The organism is Bradyrhizobium roseum, from assembly GCF_030413175.1.
Lineage (GTDB): Bacteria > Pseudomonadota > Alphaproteobacteria > Rhizobiales > Xanthobacteraceae > Bradyrhizobium > Bradyrhizobium roseum.
Genome location: NZ_CP129212.1, coordinates 4,111,059 through 4,132,586, shown reverse-complemented (window position 1 = coordinate 4,132,586; position 21,528 = coordinate 4,111,059). Strand labels below are relative to the sequence as shown.

The window sequence follows — 21,528 nt, the reverse complement described above, 5'->3', positions numbered from 1 at the left end:
TATCGCGAGAGGCATGGCGGACAATAGGGGAAATCCAGCCGGCAGCATGTGATATGCCGATGACGTTTCAATGACATTGATGTTCCGCCAGAGGCCGCCGTCAAGGCGGCAGGAAGCAGCAGACGCTTCAACAGTCAGGCTTCGCGCAACAGTTCCGCCGCCAGCGCCCGGGTCACTGGCCGGCCGAGCCGCAGGGCCTCGGTATCGAGCCGTTCGACCGCCTGGCGGGCGGCGGCGTAGGAACGCTCGATCCGGGTGACGAGGTAGCTCACGACGCTCTCGTCGATGCTCAGCTGGCGGTCCGCGCAGAATTTCACGATCAAACCGCGAAACAGCAGGTCATCCGGCGGCAGCAGCGACACCACGGGCGCGGCGCGCAGCCGGGAGCGAAGATCGCGCAGTTCGACCTCGAACGCGGCCGGCGGAACGCGGCCGGTGATCAGCACATAGGCTTCGTCCTCACGCGCGAGATTGAACAGGTGAAACAGCGCGCGTTCGTCGAAGTCGGCAGGCCTCAGATCCTCAACCACCAGCGCGCCGGTCGCGAGCGCGCCCGGAACGGATGTGGGGCCGAGCGCGTGCGCCGAGATCGAGCGCGCGCCGGCCTGCTCGGCCCAGATCGAGGCGAGGTGGCTCTTGCCGGAGCCTTCGGGGCCGACCAGCAGCATGATGCGGTTCGGCCAGTCCGGCCAGCTTTCGATCAGCGCAAGCGCTGCTTCATTGGACGGCCCTTCCAGGAAATTGTCGCGGGTCAGGCTCTCCGCATGCGGCAATGTAAAGGCCAGCTGACGGGGGTGAACGCGAACTGCCACGCAAATCTCCAGGCCGGAATCCGGCAGCCTTCATAGCGTTTTCAGGCGAAGGGGGCACCGGTCCGTGTAAAGGAACGCGTCAAAACAAGCGAAATGGTTAGTGCCCGTCGATCGTGCTCATGTGCCGCACCCACTCGACGAGATAGAGCGAGATCGAAACCAAAGTAAAGACCGTAACAAGACCCATCAGGATCACGTCATAGGGCGCCGGCGTGAAATTGAAGCCGAGCGACGCCAGCACCAGCGCCGCGAACGCCACCTGCGCCACGGTGTTGAGTTTCGACACCATCAGCGGTTTCATCGGAATCGGCTTGTCGAACAGCCAAGAAACGATCACGGCCATGACGATCATGATGTCGCGGGACACCACGAGTATCACGATCCAGCGCGGTACCGCGCCCCAGATGCCGAGCGCCACGAAGATCGACACCAGCAGCGCCTTGTCGGCAAGCGGGTCGAGCAGGGCGCCCAGCTCGCTCGCCATGTTGAAACGCTTGGCGAGAAAGCCGTCGACGGCGTCGCTGACGCCGGCGATGACGAAGATCGCGAAGGCGATCTCCATCTGGCTGGAGACGATCGCCCAGACGATGACCGGTACCAGGATGATGCGGCCCAGCGTAATGATATTCGGAATACTCAACTCGGTCGCTTCCCCGGCTCCCGGCCTAAATCCGGCCCCTGGCGGGTTCTGCCGGCTCTTATCTACATAGTATATGTGTCAGACGCCCGCGAGCCATTGCAGGATCGCGGAAATCCTCGTAACCAGCGGTCATCATACTGGAATTTGGGCATGAACGACCGCAAAAACGGGCTCACTTACGCCGATTCGGGGGTCGATATCGACGCAGGCAACCGTCTGGTCGACCTGATCAAGCCGATGGTCCGCGCCACGGCCCGGGCGGGCGCCGACGCCGAAATCGGCGGGTTCGGCGGCCTGTTCGACCTCAAGGCGGCCGGGTTCAAGGACCCCGTGCTGGTGGCCGCGACTGACGGAGTCGGCACCAAGGTCAAGATTGCGATCGAGACCGGGCTGCATGGCGGCATCGGCATCGACCTAGTGGCGATGTCGGTCAACGACCTCGTGGTGCAGGGCGCGGAACCGCTGTTCTTCCTGGACTATTTTGCCTGCGGCAAGCTCGATCCGGAAGCTGCGGCCACCATCGTGGCCGGCGTCGCCGAGGGCTGCCGGGAATCCGGCTGCGCCCTGATCGGCGGCGAGACCGCCGAAATGCCGGGGCTCTACAAGGACGGCGATTACGACCTCGCGGGCTTTGCAGTTGGCGCCGCCGAGCGCGGCACGCTGTTGCCGAGCAAGGATATCGGGGCGGGCGACGCGGTGATCGGCCTCGCCTCGTCGGGCGTTCACTCCAACGGCTTTTCGCTGGTCCGCAAGATCGTCGAACAGTCCGGGCTCGGCTTCGATGCCCCGGCGCCGTTCTCGCCGGTGATGACGCTCGGCGGCGCGCTGCTGACGCCGACGCGGCTCTATGTGAAATCCTGCCTGCGCGCGATCCGCGAGACCGGGGCCATCAAGGGCCTCGCCCACATCACCGGCGGCGGTTTCACCGACAACATTCCGCGCGTGCTTCCCAAGCATCTCGGGGTCGGCATCGACCTGGCGCGGCTGCCGGTGCTGCCGGTGTTCAAGTGGCTGGCGGCCGAGGGCGGCATCGCCGAACTCGAATTGCTGCGCACCTTCAACTGCGGCATCGGCATGATCGCGATCGTGAAAGCGGACGCGATCGCGCAGGTGACGGACGTCTTGACCGAAAGCGGCGAGACCGTCGCCCTGCTCGGCGAGGTGATCCCGGCGGCGGGCGAGCATCGCGTGGTCTACAACGGTCACCTCGATCTCACGCAATGAAGCGCCGCGTCGCCATCCTGATTTCGGGACGCGGGTCCAACATGGCTGCGCTGATCGATGCGGCGAAAGCTGCGGACTTTCCGGCCGAGATCGTCGCCGTGATTTCCAACCGCGCGGATGCCGCCGGGCTGCAGAAGGCCGCCGCCAGCGGGATCGCAACCGTCGTCATCGAGAGCAAGCCGTTCGGCAAGGATCGCGCCGGTTTTGAAGCCGTGCTGCAGCGGTCGCTGGAGCAGCACAAGGTCGACCTGATCTGCCTGGGCGGGTTCATGCGGCTGTTCACCGCCGAATTCGTGCAGCGCTGGTACGGCAAGATGCTCAACATTCATCCCTCGCTGCTGCCATCCTTTCCCGGCCTCGATCCGCACGGCCAGGCGCTGCAGGCCGGGGTGAAGCTCTCCGGCGCGACGGTCCATTTCGTGATCCCCGAAACCGACGCCGGACCGATCGTCATGCAGGGCGCGGTCATGGTCGGCGATGACGATACCCCCGAGACGCTGTCGCAGCGTATCCTCGGCATCGAGCACCGGATCTACCCGGAGGCGCTGCGGCTGCTGGCGAGCGGCAAGCTTCGGCTTGAGGGCAACGTCTGCCAGGTCGCCGGCGGCACCGATCGCGACGGCACGCTTATCTCGCCGCTGACGGTCTGATATTATCTGCCCATGTGGACGCACGGGCGCGATAGAAGCGTGCGGCAAAATCGTCGAGGTTTCCATGATCACGCTCTACGGTTCCGGGCCCAATTTCGGCCTGCCAGACGCAAGCCCGTTCGTGACCAAGGCCGAGACCTTGTTGCGGATGTCGAAGCTTCCCTTCAAGAAGGCGCTGATGAGCTTTTCGAAAGCGCCGAAGGGCAAGATTCCGTACATCGACGACGACGGCCTGTTGCTGGGCGATTCCACATTGATCCGCTGGCACCTGGAAAAGAAATACGGCATCGATTTCGACCAGGGCCTCACCGCCGAGCAGCTCGCGATTTCATGGGCGTTCGAGAAAATGGCCGAGGACAGTCTGTACTGGGCCAGCGTCTACTTCCGCTGGATGATCGATGCCAATTTCCGCAAAGGGCCGGTCAATTTCTTCAAGGGCGTGCCCGCGCCGGTCCGCCCTGTCGTCGTCTCGCTGATCCGCCGCCGGCTGCGCAAGACCTTGCACGGGCAGGGGATCGGCCGGCACTCGGCGGATGAGATCACGGCCATCGGAATCCGCTCGATCGACGCGATGGCGGCCTATCTCGGCGACAAGACGTTTTTCATGGGCAGCGCACCGGCCGGCATCGACGCCACGATGTTCGCCTTCGCGGTCAGTGCGATTTGTCCGCTGTTCGAATCCGACCTGCAGCGGGCGGCCGCCAGCCATGACAATTTACGGCGCTATGTCAGCCGGATGACCGCGCGATTCTATCCGGAACTCGACGAGATTGCGGGCTGCCAGGCCGCGGCGTGAACGCAAAGGCAGGGTGACCCTTCGACGAGGCATCAAGCGAGCGAGCCGGAAATCGGATTCCTGTCTTGCGCGGGCTGTGGCAGCCAAACAACAATACCTTTATTCATGGGCCAGTCCGACGGCTAACCGATTGACCCATCGGACGAACTGAGCGCAAATCAGCCCGATTGATCGGGATTTGCGCGTTTTTCGAGCCGATGGTTTTGCTCTTGGGAATGGATTACATGCGCGGCTCACTGCAGCGATCGCGAGCATGGAAAATCCGGATCGGTGACGCGCCGGCGCGGCTGGTCGCGATGGCGTCCGTTTTGATCGGCATCACGTCCGCTGCGCACGCGCAAACACCGCCGACGCCTCCAACGCAACCGGCGCCCGAAATGACGCCGATGACCGTCAATTCGATGGTGTCGTCCAACGCGGCGCTAGCCAATCTCGGCAGCAGTTTCCTGGAGCGGCTCGGCAACCAATCCAACGGGTTCAACCGCCTGCAGCGCACCAACCCGGGCGGCGGCGGTGCTTCCGAAAACACGGAAGCGCCGCGCTATCGGACCTGGTTCGAAGGCTACGGCAATTATACGAAGAACGGCGCGGTCGGCGATTTCGTCGGTGACACCAGGAAGACCTGGGGCGGGGTCGCCGGGATCGGCGCGCGGGTCGCACCGGGCATCAATATCGGATTGTCGGTCGACCAGAGCCGTTCTGCGATCGATATCCCGCTGGCGCTGCAATCGGCGACGATCGACCTGACCCAGATCGGGTTCACCGCCTCGGTCGACAGCGGGCCGTGGACCTGGGCCAGCGCGGTGGTTCATGGCTTCGGCAATATCAACTCGCGCCGCGACACCGGGTTCGGCATTGCGACCGCCGGCTACAATGCGCGGCTCGACGGCATGCTCAGCGAGGTCAGCTACTACTGGACCCGCGACCAGGGCCGTATCGTGCCCAAGGCGGCGTTCGAATACGTCCAGGCGCGGACGGGGTCGTTGCAGGAGATCGGCGGCCTTGATCCGGCGACGGCGACGGGCGCCACCGTGCAGCGCGGGCGGCTGTTGATCGGCGCGGAGGTCGGCCGCTACTGGATTCTTGACGGCAAGATTTTCGACATCTCCGGCTACGGCAAGTTCGTCGACAACCTCGTGCAGAATTTCTCCGACATCACCGTGAGCCAGGGCGCGCAGAGCATCACGTTCCAGGGTATCGGCGAAAGCCGCTACGGCGCCGATGCCGGGGCGTCGGCCTCGCTCAGCCTGACGAATGCGGCGCGGCTCTACGTGAATTACGACGCCAAGCTGCGCGCGGCGATGCAATCGCATCAGGGCACGCTGGGGCTGGAATTGAAGTGGTAGGGGCGCTGCTACCCTCTCCCCTTGTGGGAGAGGGTGGATCGAATGAGCTGTAGCTCATTCGAGACGGGTGAGGGGTCTGTTTCCGCAACCACCTGTCTATCGTGCGGCTAGAACCCCTCATCCGGCGCTTCGCGCCACCTTCTCCCACAAGGGGAGAAGGGAAAGATTGCTACACCCGATCGACCCTGACGACGCGGCCTTTTTCGATCGCGAGCGCCAGCCGGCCGTGCTTCAGCGCCAGGGCGGCGTCGCCGAACAATTCGCGGCGCCAGCCGTGCAAAGCGGCGACGTCGGCGTTGTCGTCGGCGGCGATCTGGTCGAGGTCGTCGACGGTGGCGATCACCTTGCTGGCGACGGCGTGGCGCTCTGACGTCATCCGCAGCAGCACCTTCAACAGCTCGACGGTGGCCGCGCCGTTCGAATTGCCGCGCGGCTTTTCGATCTTCGGCAGCGTTTGCGGATCGCGGGCCAGGCCGCGCTGCACGGCGGCGACGATGTCGGTGCCCCATTTGGAGCGGTCAAAACCCTTCGGTAGCGAGCGCAGATTGGCGAGACGCTCCAGCGAGGTCGGCGCGTGGGTGGCGATATCGCCGACCGCGTCGTCCTTCAAGACGCGCGAGCGCGGCACGTCGCGGCTCTGCGCTTCCTGCTCGCGCCAGGCCGCGACCTCCATCAGCACCGCGAGTTCCTTCGGCTTGCGCACGCGCGTCTTCAGCCGCTCCCAGGCGCGCTCGGGATGGAAATCGTAGGTCTTCGGCGAGGTCAGAACTTCCATTTCCTCGCTGACCCAGTCGCTGCGGCTGCGCTTCTTCAGGTCTGCGTCCAGCGCCGCAAAGACATCCCGCAAATGGGTGACGTCGGAGACCGCGTAATGCATCTGTTCGGGGGTCAGCGGGCGGCGCGACCAGTCGGTGAAACGATGCGTCTTGTCGGGCCGGTGGCCGGTGACGCGCTCGACGAGCTGGTCGTAGGCGATGCTGTCGCCATAGCCGAGCACCATGGCCGCGACCTGGGTGTCGAAGATCGGGTGCGGAATGGTGTTCGACAGGTGCCAGACGATCTCGATGTCCTGGCGCGCGGCGTGAAACACCTTCAGCACCGCCTCGTTGCCCATCAATTCGAAGAACGGTTTCAGGTCGATGCCGGGCGCCAGCGTGTCGACCACGACGGCTTCGTCCGCGCTCGCCATCTGCACGACGCAGAGCAGGGGATAGTAGGTCGTCTCCCGCAGGAACTCGGTGTCGACGGTGATGACCTTGTGCTGGGCGAGCCGGGAGCAGGCGGCGGCGAGGTCGGAAGTGGTGGTGATCAGATCCATGAACAATCCATGACGCTTCCGACAGGCGTTCTGCCGAAAACGCTGATATGTCAAGGGTGTCGCGGGAGATTTGAGCCGTTCATTTGAGCCTGAGCACGGCTTTTTTGCGACTCAATGGGGGCTGGGTGTTGTAGACGGCAGGAACGTACCGGGCAGGCCCTTTGAGCTTGGCTTATGGTCGGGATTACTCGTACCGGATGTGCCGGGACCGACGGCGGCCCGACGGGATCGCGAGCACGATGAGGCAGAGCCCGATCATCGCCATTCCTATGATTTCGAAAGCAAACGCGTCCACGGCAATTCTCCCCCAATATATCGATAGATTGTGGGGCGCGCGTTGAGGGCTTCTTAATTTGTGGAACCAGGTGAGGACGCGTGCGTGCGGATGGTGGACGGGAGCTTAAGGAATTGGGTTAATGGCTGCTCTTACTACGTCACTGCGAGCGCCGCGAAGCAATCCATCTGTCCGCTTGTTGAACGATGGATTGCTTCGCGGCGCTCGCAATGACGCAGCGAGACTGGCGCCTCACGTCCCGCAGAACGTCTGCGTGACGCGCTGCTCGGGCAGCGGCGGCTCGGTGTAGGCCGCGAATTGCGGCTGATCCTCATACGGCTTCGACAGCACCGCCAGCAATTCCTCGAACGGCGCGTAATCGTCGTTCAGGGCCGCCTGGATCACGGCCTCGACGCGGTGGTTGCGCGGGATGAAGGCCGGATTGACCGCACGCATCGCGGCCTGCCGTTCGGCCGGTGATTGCGGTTCGTCGGCGATGCGTGTTCGCCAGCGCACGGCCCATTCGTCGAAGGCTGCGGGATCGGTGAATTGCGCGCGAACGCTGTCGTCGGAATCCGCTGCGGCATTTGCCAAGCCACGGAAGGTAAGGGTGAAGTCGGCGGCATTCTTTGCCATGGCGTCGAGCAGGTCCTGCACCAGCGCTTCGTCGCCGTCGCGCGCGATGAACAGGCCGATCTTTTTGCGCAGGCCCGACTGGTAGGCTGTGGTGAATTTTTCGGCGAACTCGCCGAGGATCATTTGCGCCTGTTCGATCGCCTTGTCCTTGTCGTCGGCCAACAGCGGCAGCAGGCATTCGGCCAGCCGCGTCAGATTCCACAGCGCGATCTGCGGCTGGTTGGCATAGGCGTAGCGGCCCATCTCGTCGATCGACGAAAACACCTGTGCGGGGTTGTAGTCGTCCATGAAGGCGCAGGGGCCGTAATCGATGGTCTCGCCCGAGACGGATGTATTGTCGGTGTTCATGACGCCGTGGATGAAGCCGACCAGCAGCCAGCGCGCGACCAGATCGGCCTGACGCGCGACGACGCGTTCGAGCAGCGCGTGATAGGGGCGCTCGGCCATCCCGATGTCGGGGTAGTGGCGCGCGATGACATGGTCGGCGAGTTTCCGCACGCCGTCGGTGTCGCCGCGCGCGGCGAAGAACTGGAATGTGCCGACGCGGATATGGCTCGACGCCACGCGCGTCAGCACCGCGCCGGGCAGCATGGTTTCACGCTGCACGCGCTCGCCTGACGTTACCGCGGCGAGCGAACGCGTAGTCGGAATGCCCAACGCACACATCGCCTCGCTGACGATGTATTCCCTCAACACCGGCCCGAGCGCGGCGCGGCCGTCGCCCCGGCGCGAGAACGGCGTCGGGCCGGATCCCTTGAGCTGGATGTCGCGGCGGATGCCATCCTTGTCGATGACCTCGCCGAGCAGGATCGCCCTTCCGTCGCCCAGTTGGGGCACGAAATGGCCGAACTGGTGGCCGGCATAGGCCATCGCGATCGGGTCGGCCCCGTCGGGCAGGCGCTTTCCGGCGAGGATTTCGGCGCCTTCCGGGCTCTCCAGCAGGTCGGGATCGAGCCCGAGCTGGAGGGCGAGCGGCCGGTTCAGCTTGATCAGCCGGGGCGCAGCCACGGGGGTCGGGGCCACGCGGGCGAAAAAGCTCGCCGGCAGGGCCGAATAGGTGTTCTGGAACGGGAAATGGACGGTCATGACCCAAAGATAGGCGCGGGCACGGAATAGGCAAACGGTTCGGGCGGATGAGAGCGTAAATCTCGCTTCCCGGGCCCGAAACAGGCCTCGCCATTGGTTGCCGCCCCGTTCCGCGTCGGGTAAACCCTCCGGCAATTCGCGCGGGCTTTTGCCCCCGATTCTGACCTCCGACATCTGTTTTTTGGGAATACCATGCATCGCTACCGGTCACATACATGCGGCGCGCTCCGCGACAGCGACATCGGCCAGACCGCCCGTCTTTCCGGCTGGTGCCATCGTATCCGCGACCATGGCGGCGTGCTGTTCATCGATTTGCGCGACCATTACGGCATCACCCAATGCGTGGCTGACCCGGACTCGCCGGCGTTCAAGGAAGTGGAAAAGTTCCGCTCGGAATGGGTGGTACGGATCGACGGCAAGGTGCGCCGCCGCCCCGAGGGCACCGACAATCCGGAACTGCCGACCGGCATGGTCGAGGTGTATGTCAGCGAGATCGAGGTGCTTGGGCCCGCGGCCGAGCTGCCGCTGCCAGTGTTCGGCGAGCAGGAATACCCCGAGGATATCCGGCTGAAATACCGCTTCCTCGACTTGCGCCGCGAAAAGCTGCACCAAAACATCATGACCCGCGGCGCCATCGTCGACTCGATGCGCAAGCGGATGAAGGAGCAGGGCTTCTTTGAGTTCCAGACCCCGATCCTGACGGCGTCATCGCCGGAAGGCGCGCGGGATTTCCTGGTGCCGTCGCGCATTCATCCCGGCAAATTCTACGCGCTGCCGCAGGCGCCGCAGCAATACAAGCAGCTGCTGATGATGTCGGGCTTCGACCGCTACTTCCAGATCGCGCCGTGTTTCCGCGACGAGGATCCGCGCGCCGATCGCCTGCCGGGCGAGTTTTATCAGCTCGACGTCGAGATGAGCTTTGTCGAGCAGGAGGACGTGTTCACGGCGATGGAGCCGGTGATCACGGGCGTGTTCGAGGAATTCGCCAAGGGCAAGCCGGTGACAAAAGGCTGGCGGAAGATTCCGTTTGCCGAAGCCTTGAAGAAATACGGCAGCGACAAGCCCGATTTGCGTAACCCGCTCGAGATGCAGGATGTCTCCGAGCATTTCCGCGGCTCCGGCTTCAAGGTGTTCGCGCGGATGCTGGAAGATCCAAAGAACCAGGTCTGGGCGATCCCCGGACCCGGCGGTGGATCGCGCGCGTTCTGCGACCGCATGAACTCGTGGGCGCAAGGCGAAGGCCAGCCCGGCCTCGGCTACATTATGTGGCGTGAGGGCGGCGAGGGCGCGGGTCCACTTGCCAACAACATCGGCGCGGAACGGACCGCGGCGATCCGCAGCCAGCTCGGATTGAAGGACGGCGACGCCGCGTTCTTCGTGGCTGGCGACCCCGACAAGTTCTGGAAGTTTTCGGGGCTCGCGCGCACCAAGGTCGGCGAGGATCTGAACCAGGTCGACAAGGACCGGTTCGAACTCGCCTGGATTGTCGACTTCCCGATGTACGAATATGACGAGACCGAGAAGAAGATCGACTTCTCGCACAACCCGTTCTCGATGCCGCAGGGCGGCCTCGAAGCGCTGCAGACCAAGGACCCGCTGACCATCAAGGCGTTCCAGTACGACATCGTCTGCAACGGCTACGAGATCGCCTCCGGCGGCATCCGAAACCACAAGCCGGAAGCCATGGTGAAAGCGTTCGAGATCGCGGGCTATGGCGAGAACGACGTGGTCGAACGGTTTGGCGGCATGTACCGCGCGTTCCAGTACGGCGCGCCGCCGCATGGCGGCATGGCGGCGGGTGTCGACCGCATCGTGATGCTGCTTTGCGGCACCACGAATCTGCGCGAGATATCGCTGTTCCCGATGAACCAGCAGGCCGTCGACCTGCTGATGGGCGCGCCGTCGGAGGTCGCGATCAAGCAGCTTCGCGAGTTGCACATCCGGCTGAACTTGCCGGAAAAGGGCTAGGACTCGGGGCAGCTCACAGCCCCGTCGAAGCCTCGATCCGGAATTGCGCCAGCGCGAGCAGCGGGTCGGTCTTCAGCAGTTGAAAAAGCTGCAACGCCGGCACTTTTGCGCGCGGCGTCAGCTTGACGATCAGCGCTTGCCCGGGGGTCTCGACAAAGCTGATCAGCGCGCCCCTGAGCGCCTCCATTGTGGCTGAAAGGGTCTCGGTTGTGCTGGTGTCCCTGATGCTCTGAGCGATCGCTTTCCTTGCGTCCTCGCGGCTGACGTTTCGGGTGCGGGCGTATTGAGCGACTCCAAGATCGACGCCGCCGGTGTCGCGCAAATTAAGTTCGATCGTGCCGGCTTGGAGCTGCACCGCCGCGACCATCGCCCTGGCCGGGTCGGCCGAGAACATCGCCTTCGGTACGTTGGCAAGCGATACCCGCGCCGAGGCTTTCATGAGGCCGCCGATTTCGAGCGCCACCGGCTCGAACACGAATTCGCCGGAGTTTTCCGTCCAGGCGGTTCCGAAATCGAGATTGATCGCCGCCCGGTCCAGGCCGCCCATGACCAGCGCTTTCTGCCCGGCATCTCGCGCATCGAGGGGAGCCGACATTTTCATCGCCAGCCGTGTCTTGCTCGGGATCGGGCCGACGAACTGGCTCCAGTCCAAGGCGAACGCGTCGATGCTGAGCGGCTTGCCCATGTCCTTGTACGGCGCTGTGAAGCCCTTCAGTTCGACGCCCTCGATCAGCGGGATGAGCGCCAGCGCTTTGTCGGGTGACGGCGGCTGCCCCGTGCTCGAGAACTCCGCTGCCATGCGCAACAAGCCGGCGACATCAAGGGATTTGAGCGCGAAGCGCCCGACCTTGACGGGGCCCTTGGATGTGCGTCCGTCGACGCCCTCGATCGCGAATTCGCCGACCTTGCCGTTCTCCAGACTGAACCGGATCGCGGCGAGCTTGACCGGGCCCTCCGGCGTTTCCACCGACATGCCGCGCATTTCGGCTTTTCCGATCCGGATGCCCTCATAGATGTTAGCCATCCTCTCCATGATTTCTCGCGCCTGGGCCGGCGTCGGCGTGGCGCCGGCCGGTGGCATCAGCGTGAGCAGCGACGGAATCTGCAGCCGTGACGGCCGCCCGCTGATGTCGTCGAGGCTCATTTCCTCGATGCGCATGCGCATGCCCTGCGCGGACTTAATGGTGTAGGGGCCGGCGGTCGTTTGACCGTAGAAGCGTTGGTATTTGTCCTCGTTCGCCATTTGCGGATCGAGAATGGCGGCGACCGCCGCGGCGTCGATATCGCGCGAAACGAAATTGAGGATTTCGCCGGTCAATTTGTCGGATTTGCCCGCTTGCTGGGTGCTGGCCGTGAACGCGTTGCGCTCGATCTGCGCCGACGCGATTTTGCCGCTCTTGATGTCGCGCAATGCGACGCCGCTATAGGTGAAGTCAGCCGAAGTTACCGCGCCGAAATTGGTCATGGTTCCGACGATCGAGGGCACGGTGATCGAAGACGCGGAGACCGCGGCAAACTGCGCCAGCGCGGATCGATAGGCCCCGATCATGGAGGCAGAAGCGGGCTGCGTCGGCAGGCCCGCGGGGCCGTTGTAGTCCTTCATGTCGAGCCGTGGCATCTTGTAGGAAATGCGCCCCCCGGCCGCACCGCCAATGCTGCCGCCGATTTCGACATCCGACGCTTCGATGCTGTCGGCGGAGAATTTCCCCGTATCCGGCTGATGGACCCCGGTAGCCGTGAGGCTGGCGATCTTTACGCTGACCGGCGGCTGCGAGGCCGTTTCGGTCGCGATATCGGCGATCCTGACCGTGCGGCTGCGCGCGTCGAACGACACCTTGCCGTGGCTTGCCTTGCCGCCGCCGGCTCTGATTTGTTCGAACGCGGTCGCTATTTCGCTGGCGACCCGGTGTTGCGCATAAAACTCGAAGCCGAAGAAGCCGCCCACCGCGATCGCCACCGCGGCGACCAGGCCCATCACGATCTTTACCATTGGTTGTGCTCCGGACGCCGGCATGGCGGAGGCAAAATTGCCACATGTCGGTCAAGGGGATGGTGTAGGAAGGATAATATGCTACCGGCTTTGGTGCACTGCGTCGATGCCTCCTTGTTGAGAGAACGCCCTCCGATGTTGCATCCAAGCGGTTGCCCGTGCTTCACATCCAACTGAATCTGCCGCAAAACTGATGGTTCGAATAAAGACCGGCCTCGCGCGTGATTCGAGGCCGTGAAAGCCCGTGGGGGAAATGCATGTCGTCGTATTCTGAGGACCTTCGCGCCGCGGCGCTGGCGTATCACAGGCTGCCCCGGCCGGGTAAACTCGAGATCCAGGCGACCAAGCCGCTCGCCAACCAGCGCGACCTTGCGCTGGCCTATTCCCCCGGCGTTGCCGCCGCGTGTACCGAAATCGCCAACAATCCGGCCGAAGCGGCGTCGCTGACGGCCCGCGCCAATCTGGTTGCCGTTGTCTCCAACGGCACCGCCGTATTGGGATTGGGCAATATCGGCCCGCTGGCCTCCAAGCCGGTCATGGAAGGCAAGGCGGTCCTGTTCAAGAAATTCGCCGGCATCGACGTCTTCGACATCGAAATCGCCGCCGACACCATCGAACGCGTGGTCGAGACGGTGGCCGCGCTGGAGCCGACGTTCGGTGGCATCAACCTCGAAGACATCAAGGGACCGGAGTGCTTCGAGATCGAAGCGCAGCTCAAGGAGCGGATGAAGATCCCGGTGTTCCACGACGACCAGCATGGCACCGCCATCATCGTCGGCGCCGCGATCACCAACGCGCTGCTGCTGAACGGCAAGAAGCTCTCCGATGTGAAGATCGTCTGCTCGGGCGCCGGCGCGGCCGCGATCGCGTGCCTGAATCTTCTGGTGTCGCTCGGCGCGCAACGCAAGAACATCTGGGTCTGCGACATCGACGGCGTGGTGCATGAGGGCCGCAACACGCTGATGGACCGCTGGAAGGCGGTCTATGCGCAGAAGACCAGCGCCCGCGTGCTGGCCGACGTGATCGGCGGCGCGGATATCTTCCTGGGATTATCCGCGCCCGACGTGCTGAAACCGGAGATGGTCAAGACGATGGCCGACAAGCCGCTGGTGATGGCGCTGGCCAATCCGAATCCGGAAATCATGCCGGAAGAGGCGCGGAAAGCCCGCCCCGACGCGATGATCTGCACCGGCCGCTCCGACTTCCCGAACCAGGTCAACAACGTGCTGTGCTTCCCGTTCATCTTTCGCGGCGCGCTCGATGTCGGCGCCACCAGCATTAATGAGGAAATGAAGCACGCCGCCGTCGACGCCATCGCGCAGCTCGCGCGCGATCCGCCGTCGGATGCGGTTGCCCGCGGCTTCGACGGTGCCGAGACCCAGGGGTTTGGCACGGGCTCGCTGATCCCCAGTCCGTTCGATCCGCGGCTGATCCTGCGCATCGCGCCGGCGGTGGCGAAGGCTGCGATGGAGTCCGGCGTGGCGACGCGGCCGATCACGAATTTCGACGAATACACCGCGCTGCTGGAACGCTTTGCGTTCCGCTCCGGCCTCGTGATGAAACCCGTGTTCGCCAAGGCCAAGACCCAGCCGGTGCGCGTGATCTATGCCGAGGGCGAGGACGAGCGCGTGCTGCGCGCCACGCAGGTGGTGCTGGAGGAAAAACTGGCCCGGCCGATCCTGGTCGGGCGTCCCTCCGTCGTCGAGGCCAGGCTCAAGCGCTTCGGCCTCTCGATCAAGGCCGGGCAGGATTTCGATCTCGTCAATCCCGAGGACGATCCGCGCTACCGCTCCTACGTGCAGACCTATATCGACGTCGCCGGCCGGCGCGGCGTGACGCCGGAAGCCGCGCGCACCGTCGTTCGCACCAACAACACGGTGATCGCAGCACTTGCGGTGGTCCGCGGCGAGGCCGATGCGATGCTGTGCGGCGTCGAAGGCCGCTACATGAGCCACCTGCGGCATGTCCGGGAAATCGTCGGCTTTTTGCCGGGCGTCAGCGATTTCGCAGCGCTGTCGATGATGATCACCAGCAAGGGTTCGTACTTCATCGCCGACACGCAGGTGCGGCCGAACCCGAGCGCCGAGGAACTCTGCGAGATGGCCTCGCTGGCGGCCAATCATGTGCAGCGCTTCAACATGAAGCCGCGCGTTGCTTTCGTCTCGCATTCCGACTTCGGCAGCTACGACACCGATTCCTCGCGCAAGATGGGCCGCGCCACCGCGCTGTTGAAGGAGAAGCACCCGGAGATCGAGGCCGACGGCGAGATGCAGGGCGATACCGCGCTGCTGGCTGCGGCGCGAAAACTGGTGCTGCCGCATTCCAACCTTGAAGGCGACGCCAATATCCTGATCATGCCGAACCTCGACACCGCCAACGTCGCCTACCAGATGATCAAGACGCTGGCGGATGCGTTGCCGGTGGGGCCGATCCTGATCGGGCCGGCGCGTCCGGCGCATATCCTCACCCCCGGGGTGACGGCGCGCGGCGTGCTCAACATGACGGCGGTCGCCGCCGTCGAAGCCCAGGAGCGCGCCGGCCGCGCGCAGCCGACGCTGTTCGGGTAGGGCGGGTTTCAGGACCGGCGATTCGGTCGGTCGCCCTGGAGCATTTCTTCCCCGGGGGCGCTGGTAGCGTCTCCTGAAAACGCTATGATCAAAAAAGCGCCTTGGTTCTGCTTCGATCGGAAGGTCAGGTTAGACCGTGAGTCCGCGCAGGCCCCTGCGCGGGTGGTTTCGATTTAAGCGTTTGAAAAGTCGAGATGAAACGCCCATAATCGTTTCTTGCCGCCTGCTCTTTTTGCATGCCATCCAGTGAGGCCGATCCCATGCCAGCGTTAGTAACCTTCGGGCGAGTTCTGTTCGCCGTTCTCTTCATGTACACGGGAGCGACCAAGCTTTTCGCGATCCAGCAGACGGCAGACTACATCGCGTCCAAGGTGATCATTCCGGCGCAGCTCGCGCCCTATACCTCGCAGCTCGAAACCATGGCGGGCTTGCCGATGCCGCAAATCCTGGCGTATGCCGCCGGCGGTTTCGAGATCCTCGCCGGCCTGATGATCGCGGTGAATTTCGGCGCGCGGTTCTTTGCGATGCTGCTGATCGTCTTCGTGATCGCCGCGACCTTCTACTTCCACGATTTCTGGAACCAGCCGGCGCCTGAAAACGCCAGGACGCTGATCGACGCCCTGAAGAACCTCTCGCTCATCGGCGCGCTGTTCATGATCGCAGGCTACGGCCGCGGTCCGCGGCCCGCCGAGGCGGCTTACGGGGACGTGTAGTCCAGTGCGTTCAAGCGTCGCGCCGCCACGGCGTGACGCTGACGTCTTCGGCCGGATCGAGCATCTGCGGCTCGCCGGCGCGCAGGCCGTGCGCCGCGAGGATCTGCTGCGGCGAACGGGCAGGGACGCCGGGAAAGCAGGGCTCGCCGCCGGGCAGGTAGACATTCGGCGCCACGGAGAGCCAGAACACATCGTAGCGGTCCATGAACATGTCGAACACGCCGGGGCCGCCGATCACGGCAACCGTGCCGGCATTGACTCCCGCATGGTGGCAAGCGGCCTCAAACGACGCGCCGTCGGGATTCCACAGGGTCGATTTCGGATTGGCCGGATCGGGTGCGGTCGACGCGACCTTGCGCGTTAGAAAGATCCGCTTACGCCGCGGCGAGTTCGGCTGGTCCTCGTAGGAATTGCGGCCATGCACGATCAGGTCGGCGCAGTCGAGGGCATTTGTGAAGAACGCCTTGTCGCCCTCGAACTTCAATTCGTCCGGCATGACGTTGCGCGCGTCGGCCAGCATGCCGTCCGCGGAAACGATGACGTAGCCCTCGATGCGCAGCGCCACAGTTGCGCCGCGCTATTCCGAGATCGTCTGCACGACGCTGGAAACCGGACGAGAGCTCACGGTCGGCAGCTTCAAATCCTTGACGATGTCCTCGTCATATTGCGCGAGCGTTTGGATCGGCGCCTTGGCGCGCATCGCGACCACCTTGTAGCCGCCTTCCTTGAGCTTCTTCAAAAGCTCGGGCAGGGCTTCGGCGGTATGCTTCTGGAAGTCGTGCATCAGGATGATGCCCTTGCCGTTCTTTTCGACCTTGCGCATCACGGTGTCGATGATGGTCTGCGCCTTGCTCGCCTTGAAGTCGAAGGAATCGAGATCGCAGGAGAAGATGCCGACGTCGCGGCTGCCGAGATAGGTCACCATTTCCGGCGGGTGCTGCAGTGCCGGGAAACGGAAGAACGGCGCCGGCGCCTTGCCGCCCAGCGCCCATTTCACGGCGCTGAATCCTTTTTCGATTTCATCCTTGCGCTGCTGCTCGGTCAGCTTCTTGTTGACGAGGGCGGCATGCGACCAGGTGTGCGAGCCGACCGAATGGCCGGCCGCCATCACCTGCCGCAGGATTTCGGGATAATAGGTGGCGTGCTTGCCGATCGGGAAGAAGATGCCGGTGGTGCATTCATCCGCCAGCGTCTTGAGGACCGAAGGCGTGTTCACCGGCCACGGACCGTCGTCGAAGGTCAGCACCACTTCCTTGTCGCGCAGGAAGTCGAGCTCCTTGAAATGCTCGAAGCCGAAGCCGGGACCGCCCGTCGTGTCGATCTCGACAGTGCGGCCGATGCCGAGCGCATTCGGATTGTTGCAGGGCGGGCGCGTCGAAACCGGCGTGGGCGGCGGGGCAGGGGCGGGCACCGCCTGGGGGGCGGGTGCCGGGGCTCTGGCGGGGGGCAGCGCCTGTGACCAGGCCGCGCTCGATGCCAACAGCGAAACCGCACCCGCAATGATCAGCCCTGCCGCAATACGCATCTTGTTTTCCTTAGATTCGAATCCTGCCGCCGCCCGGCGTCCCATGCCCGATTCACAGTAATCTAGTCGGACCAGCCGCGCCAACGCAACGTCCGCGGTTGCGCCCAGCCGATTTGTAATGCTGCAGTCAATTCAGGACTCTTGTGGTCTTTTTGACGCGTTTTCCTGGCGCGAATCGTTACCCGGCCCGTTCGGAAACGCTTTGACTCAGAGCCCGCGCAATGGCGGTTTTCACCCGTGTATCTACGGGTTCGACGGACTGCGGGAAAACGTCGGCGATATATCCGTCGCGACCGATCAGGTATTTGTGGAAGTTCCAGCGCGGAACATCCTTCGGTCGCGCTTCCGCCGCCCATTTGTAGAACGGATGCGCGTTCGGTCCCTTGACTGCGGCCTTCGCAGCGATCGGAAAGGCGACGTGGTGGTGCTGCGCCGTCGCGGCAATTTCGGCTGCGCCACCCGGCTCCTGGCCGCCGAAATCGTTGGAGGGGACGCCGATGATCATCAGGCCGCGGTCGTGAAATTCGGTCCACAATTCCTGCAGTCCGGCATATTGCGGGGTGAAGCCACAGAGCGACGCGGTGTTGACGATCATGATCGGCTTTCCGGCGAACTCGGAAAGCCGGATATCGCCGCCGGCCAATCCGGGAAATGAAAAACCGTAAGCCGTGATCCGGCTCATGCCGGACTGCGCCAGGGCTTGCCTGCTCGCGGCAGCGGCCGCGATCGCTGCCAGCGCCGCCGATACCACGCTCCTGCGGTCCATCATGGGAAACCTCGACGAAATGTTTTGGGCTGCGGTTCACGTTGCGCAAAGCATATCGCAACGCGCGGGACGCAGCCTTCAACAAGCCGTTATGGCGCTACCGCAGCGGAACGATGAAGTCGGTGCCTTCGCCGGTTTCGCCGCCCTGGTTGATGCCGTGATCGGACACCACGATCGAGCCGCCGGTGGTCAGGACTTCCGCGATCCGCGCCATCGCCTCGGGCGCGATAGATATACGGTCGAGCGCCTCGGCCGGGCCGTTGGCGAGCGGAAGCGGTTTTGCTTCGATCGGCGCACTGCCAGAGACCTTGCGGCTCCGTGCAGGGCGAGCCTCATCGTCGGTCCGCGCGGCGTTTCGCGCGGTGACCGGCATCGAGACCACCGACCAGCGCAACAGATTGGGATCCTTCTTGTCGGCTTCGGCGGTGAAGACATGCGTGCCCAGCGGCCTGTCGCTCGGCGCGATGGTGATCGGCACGTCGAACTGCGGCTTGAAACTCTCGCGGACGTACAGTTTTGAATCCTTGCGGCTCACGAACACCGCGATCTGGCCCGGGCGCTTCGGCGGGTCGGCCTTGGCAATCTTCTCACCGCCTGGCAGACGCGCCGTATCTTTCTTGGCATCCGGTGCGACGGACGGAGCCTCGGCCGCCTTGGCGGGTTCAGCGGGCTTGGCTTCAGCAGGCTTCAATTCCTCAGCCTTGACGATCGCTGCCGTCGGAGCCTCGACGTTGGCCGCGTCGGGTTTTGCTTCTGCGCTGGCTTCGGCTTTCGTCTCGGCGGACGGCGCAGCGGCTGCGGCCTCTGCAGCCGGCGTCGTATCCGGCTTGGCGTCAGCGGTCGGCGCATCGTTGGCAGGCGGAGCCGTGGCGGCGGCCGGCGTTGCGTCGGACATGGTGACGACGGCATTGGCTGCCGACAGCGCGCTGCCGGCATCCGCGGTGTGGGTTCGTTCCCGCCGCAGCGTGGCGTGCCCCACGGTCGGCCGGAGATCGAGGCTCGTCTCCGCATCGGCAAGATTTTTGGCGGGCTTGATCGCTGGTCCCGCATCCGCGCCCTTGTCACCCTTGACCGCGGGCGCGTCGGTCGCCGGATCGTTCGCGATAAGCGGCTGCGGCACGACTTTCTGCGCCACCAGCAACGGATGGGCGAACTGGGCCGGCGTGACCAGGCCGGGCGTGATGATCACGCGCGCGCCCATCCGGGTCCAGTTCCACATCTTGACGGCAAACGCCATCGGCATGCGGATGCAGCCGTGCGAGGCCGGGTAGCCGGGCAATACTCCGGCGTGCAGGGCGATGCCCGACCAGGTGATACGTTGCATGTAGGGCATCGGTGCGCCGCTGTAGATGTTGGAGCGGTGCATCTTGTTCTTCTGGATGACACTGAACACGCCCATCGGGGTCGTGTGCCCCTTCATGCCCGTCGACACCGGGCTCTCGGCGAACAGGCCATTGGCGTCGTAGACGCGGACCTTCTGCTGATCGATCGAGACGGCGATGATCAGTGGGCCCTGCGGCTTGGCGTTGGTTTCCCTGATGGCCGCGTCTTTTCTGGCGGAAGGCTTGCGGGCCACCGGCTTGCGCGGCTGCACCGTCGGCGCCGGGCGGTAATAGCCGGGATCGGAGTCCTGCCAGTAGAACAGGGTGGCGGCATCCGCCTGGGGGATCGCGACCAGGGTACCGGCCGCGGTGAGCAGCGCGATCTGCCAAGAACGCTGTCTGGAACCCGTTACGCCCGCAATACCCGTACTCAAAAACCGATGCCCGCTCACGCGCTTGATCCTCAAATAAGATTACTCGAATCTACGCTTCCAATAATTGTTTGTTGTCGCAAAGGCGAAAAGCGTTCACCAGCGTAAGCCTTCAGATTCCAGCGCTTTTCGGCTCAATCGTAGCAAAAAAGCCTCACAATCTGTTAAAGCGCGGCCCATTCCAGGACCCAGGCCGGTGCAGGGGCGGCGGCCTTCCTGTGCGGCTTTCCACCACTACATAGACGGCGAGCCCTTCAGCGGAGAAATCAATGACATCCAAGGCCATCATCAAGTGCGACAGGAAGTGGAGAATGCTGGCCTTGGCGGCGTTGGCGCTCATGCTCTGGCAGGTGACGCCCGCGTGGGCTGCCGAAGAACCCGACCTCATTTTCCGCCGCTCGACGGTATTCAAATGGCTGAGCCCGAACGACAAGCTCGCCACCTATGCGCTCGACGATCCCGAAATCGAAGGGGTGGCCTGTCACTTCACGGTGCCGGAAAAGGGCGGCTACAAGGGGTGGCTTGGCCTCGCGGAGGAAGTCTCCGATATTTCCCTGGCATGCCGCCAGATCGGTCCGATCAAGTTCAAGCACAAGCTGGAGCAGGGCGACGATATGTTCCGCCAGCGCCGCTCGCTGTTCTTCAAGAAGATGCAGATCGTTCGCGGCTGCGATGCCAAGCGCAACGTGCTGGTCTACATGGTGTATTCAGACAGGCTGATCGAGGGCTCGCCGAAGAACTCGACGTCCTCGGTGCCGATCATGCCCTGGGGGGCGGGTGACGCCGCGATTCAGAAATGCGGTGAGTTCATCCAGTAGTCGGATTCCGATCGGGGCTGATGAGGCCTACTCCTTGACCGGATTTGGATACGGACGGGCCTTCCGGCCGGGGTCGGGCTTGCGTTCGCGGCACCCGACCAGATGCAGAAATTTCTGCGGCGAGGAGACGATGCCGCAGAATTCGTCGCCTTGCTGTAACATTGCACCACAAGGGGGCACGGGATGCTCTGGGGCTTCCGCCTGACGCTCCGCCGGCTGGCCCGGTTGGGGGGCGGGGTCGCACTGCCAACGCGGATGTTGCCACTACCCACGACGTCTATCCTTTGTCGAGGCTTGGTCGATAACGCGCCGACATGCGCAAAGTTGCACGGCGTTCGACCGAGTCTTCTGGACGGCGGCAGGGCTCATCCGGTCACCGGGTGGACGAAAGGCTTTCCCCGAGCCAAAGGCGCCGGAAAGGCCCGGTGACCGGCCGGCCCGCATTCAGCTTGATCTTTCGACGGGCCGCGTCTGCTCTGAAGTCATTGGGTTTTTCCGGGCAGTGTTTCATCCGGCGGCGCCGACGAAACAATTCTCCTGCGCCAAGAAACCATTTTCCATTTTGGCGCAGATGTCCGGAAACAGCCGGCGGCTATCACGCGGACAACGAGGCGGCGGGCGCTGCCGGCCACGGGACAAGCGGAGA

Annotated in this window: 17 protein-coding genes; 8 read left to right on the top strand and 9 right to left on the bottom strand. The window is 64.0% G+C overall.

Annotated elements, in window-relative coordinates:
• Nucleotides 1–134: 134 nt before the first annotated feature.
• Together QUH67_RS19910 and QUH67_RS19905 are read right to left on the bottom strand one after the other, a co-directional pair.
• Nucleotides 135–812, bottom strand: a complete 678-nt coding sequence (locus QUH67_RS19910; protein WP_300940570.1) for a P-loop NTPase family protein — start codon at nucleotides 810–812, stop codon at nucleotides 135–137.
• 97 nt (nucleotides 813–909) lie between these two features.
• Complete coding sequence (locus QUH67_RS19905; protein WP_300940568.1) at nucleotides 910–1,452, bottom strand: CDP-alcohol phosphatidyltransferase family protein; 543 nt, start codon at nucleotides 1,450–1,452, stop codon at nucleotides 910–912.
• Nucleotides 1,453–1,602: 150 nt separating this feature from the next.
• On the opposite strand from QUH67_RS19905, the gene purM reads away from it, so the two are divergent.
• The 4 genes from purM to QUH67_RS19885 all read left to right on the top strand — a co-directional run bounded on the left by purM (nucleotide 1,603) and on the right by QUH67_RS19885 (nucleotide 5,468).
• Nucleotides 1,603–2,676: a phosphoribosylformylglycinamidine cyclo-ligase gene (gene purM / locus QUH67_RS19900; RefSeq protein WP_300940567.1), complete on the top strand. Its 1,074-nt coding sequence runs from the start codon at nucleotides 1,603–1,605 to the stop codon at nucleotides 2,674–2,676.
• Complete coding sequence (gene purN / locus QUH67_RS19895; RefSeq protein WP_300940565.1) at nucleotides 2,673–3,326, top strand: phosphoribosylglycinamide formyltransferase; 654 nt, start codon at nucleotides 2,673–2,675, stop codon at nucleotides 3,324–3,326. Before purM ends, purN begins: the two co-directional genes overlap by 4 nt.
• 64 nt (nucleotides 3,327–3,390) lie before the next feature.
• A complete protein-coding gene (locus tag QUH67_RS19890; protein ID WP_300940564.1) occupies nucleotides 3,391–4,122 on the top strand; it encodes a glutathione S-transferase family protein in 732 nt (243 codons plus the stop codon).
• Nucleotides 4,123–4,346: 224 nt separating this feature from the next.
• Nucleotides 4,347–5,468: an autotransporter outer membrane beta-barrel domain-containing protein gene (locus tag QUH67_RS19885; RefSeq protein WP_300940563.1), complete on the top strand. Its 1,122-nt coding sequence runs from the start codon at nucleotides 4,347–4,349 to the stop codon at nucleotides 5,466–5,468.
• Between the two features lie 169 nt (nucleotides 5,469–5,637).
• On the opposite strand, the gene rnd is transcribed toward QUH67_RS19885, so the two are convergent.
• Together rnd and QUH67_RS19875 are read right to left on the bottom strand one after the other, a co-directional pair.
• On the bottom strand, nucleotides 5,638–6,786 hold the full coding sequence (rnd, locus tag QUH67_RS19880; RefSeq protein ID WP_300940562.1) for a ribonuclease D: 1,149 nt from the start codon (nucleotides 6,784–6,786) through the stop codon (nucleotides 5,638–5,640).
• 526 nt (nucleotides 6,787–7,312) lie between these two features.
• Nucleotides 7,313–8,782: a protein adenylyltransferase SelO gene (locus QUH67_RS19875; RefSeq protein ID WP_300940560.1), complete on the bottom strand. Its 1,470-nt coding sequence runs from the start codon at nucleotides 8,780–8,782 to the stop codon at nucleotides 7,313–7,315.
• 192 nt (nucleotides 8,783–8,974) lie between these two features.
• On the opposite strand from QUH67_RS19875, the gene aspS reads away from it, so the two are divergent.
• Nucleotides 8,975–10,750, top strand: a complete 1,776-nt coding sequence (gene aspS / locus QUH67_RS19870) for an aspartate--tRNA ligase (RefSeq protein WP_300940559.1) — start codon at nucleotides 8,975–8,977, stop codon at nucleotides 10,748–10,750.
• Between the two features lie 13 nt (nucleotides 10,751–10,763).
• Here the strand turns inward: aspS and QUH67_RS19865 are convergent, their stop codons facing one another.
• Nucleotides 10,764–12,740 (bottom strand): hypothetical protein, encoded by a 1,977-nt coding sequence (locus tag QUH67_RS19865; protein ID WP_300940558.1) that lies wholly within the window; start codon nucleotides 12,738–12,740, stop codon nucleotides 10,764–10,766.
• A gap of 257 nt (nucleotides 12,741–12,997) precedes the next feature.
• Between QUH67_RS19865 and QUH67_RS19860 the strand changes: the two genes are divergently transcribed.
• Nucleotides 12,998–15,307, top strand: a complete 2,310-nt coding sequence (locus QUH67_RS19860) for an NADP-dependent malic enzyme (protein ID WP_300940557.1) — start codon at nucleotides 12,998–13,000, stop codon at nucleotides 15,305–15,307.
• A gap of 260 nt (nucleotides 15,308–15,567) precedes the next feature.
• Complete coding sequence (locus QUH67_RS19855) at nucleotides 15,568–16,020, top strand: DoxX family protein (RefSeq protein ID WP_300940556.1); 453 nt, start codon at nucleotides 15,568–15,570, stop codon at nucleotides 16,018–16,020.
• Nucleotides 16,021–16,030: 10 nt separating this feature from the next.
• Here QUH67_RS19855 and QUH67_RS19850 read toward each other — a convergent pair whose 3' ends face one another.
• The 4 genes from QUH67_RS19850 to QUH67_RS19835 form a co-directional block, all read right to left on the bottom strand.
• Nucleotides 16,031–16,540 (bottom strand): dihydrofolate reductase, encoded by a 510-nt coding sequence (locus QUH67_RS19850; RefSeq protein WP_300948105.1) that lies wholly within the window; start codon nucleotides 16,538–16,540, stop codon nucleotides 16,031–16,033.
• A 57-nt stretch (nucleotides 16,541–16,597) separates the two neighbouring features.
• The gene (locus tag QUH67_RS19845; RefSeq protein ID WP_300940554.1) at nucleotides 16,598–17,545 is read right to left on the bottom strand and encodes a polysaccharide deacetylase family protein; all 948 of its coding nucleotides are present in this window, start codon (nucleotides 17,543–17,545) and stop codon (nucleotides 16,598–16,600) included.
• A 178-nt stretch (nucleotides 17,546–17,723) separates the two neighbouring features.
• The gene (locus QUH67_RS19840; protein ID WP_300940553.1) at nucleotides 17,724–18,314 is read right to left on the bottom strand and encodes a glutathione peroxidase; all 591 of its coding nucleotides are present in this window, start codon (nucleotides 18,312–18,314) and stop codon (nucleotides 17,724–17,726) included.
• Between the two features lie 94 nt (nucleotides 18,315–18,408).
• Entirely contained in the window at nucleotides 18,409–20,067 is a 1,659-nt protein-coding gene (locus tag QUH67_RS19835) for a L,D-transpeptidase (RefSeq protein ID WP_300940551.1), read from the bottom strand.
• Nucleotides 20,068–20,375: 308 nt separating this feature from the next.
• Between QUH67_RS19835 and QUH67_RS19830 the strand changes: the two genes are divergently transcribed.
• Nucleotides 20,376–20,882, top strand: a complete 507-nt coding sequence (locus QUH67_RS19830) for a CreA family protein (RefSeq protein WP_300948104.1) — start codon at nucleotides 20,376–20,378, stop codon at nucleotides 20,880–20,882.
• Nucleotides 20,883–21,528 lie beyond the last annotated feature (646 nt).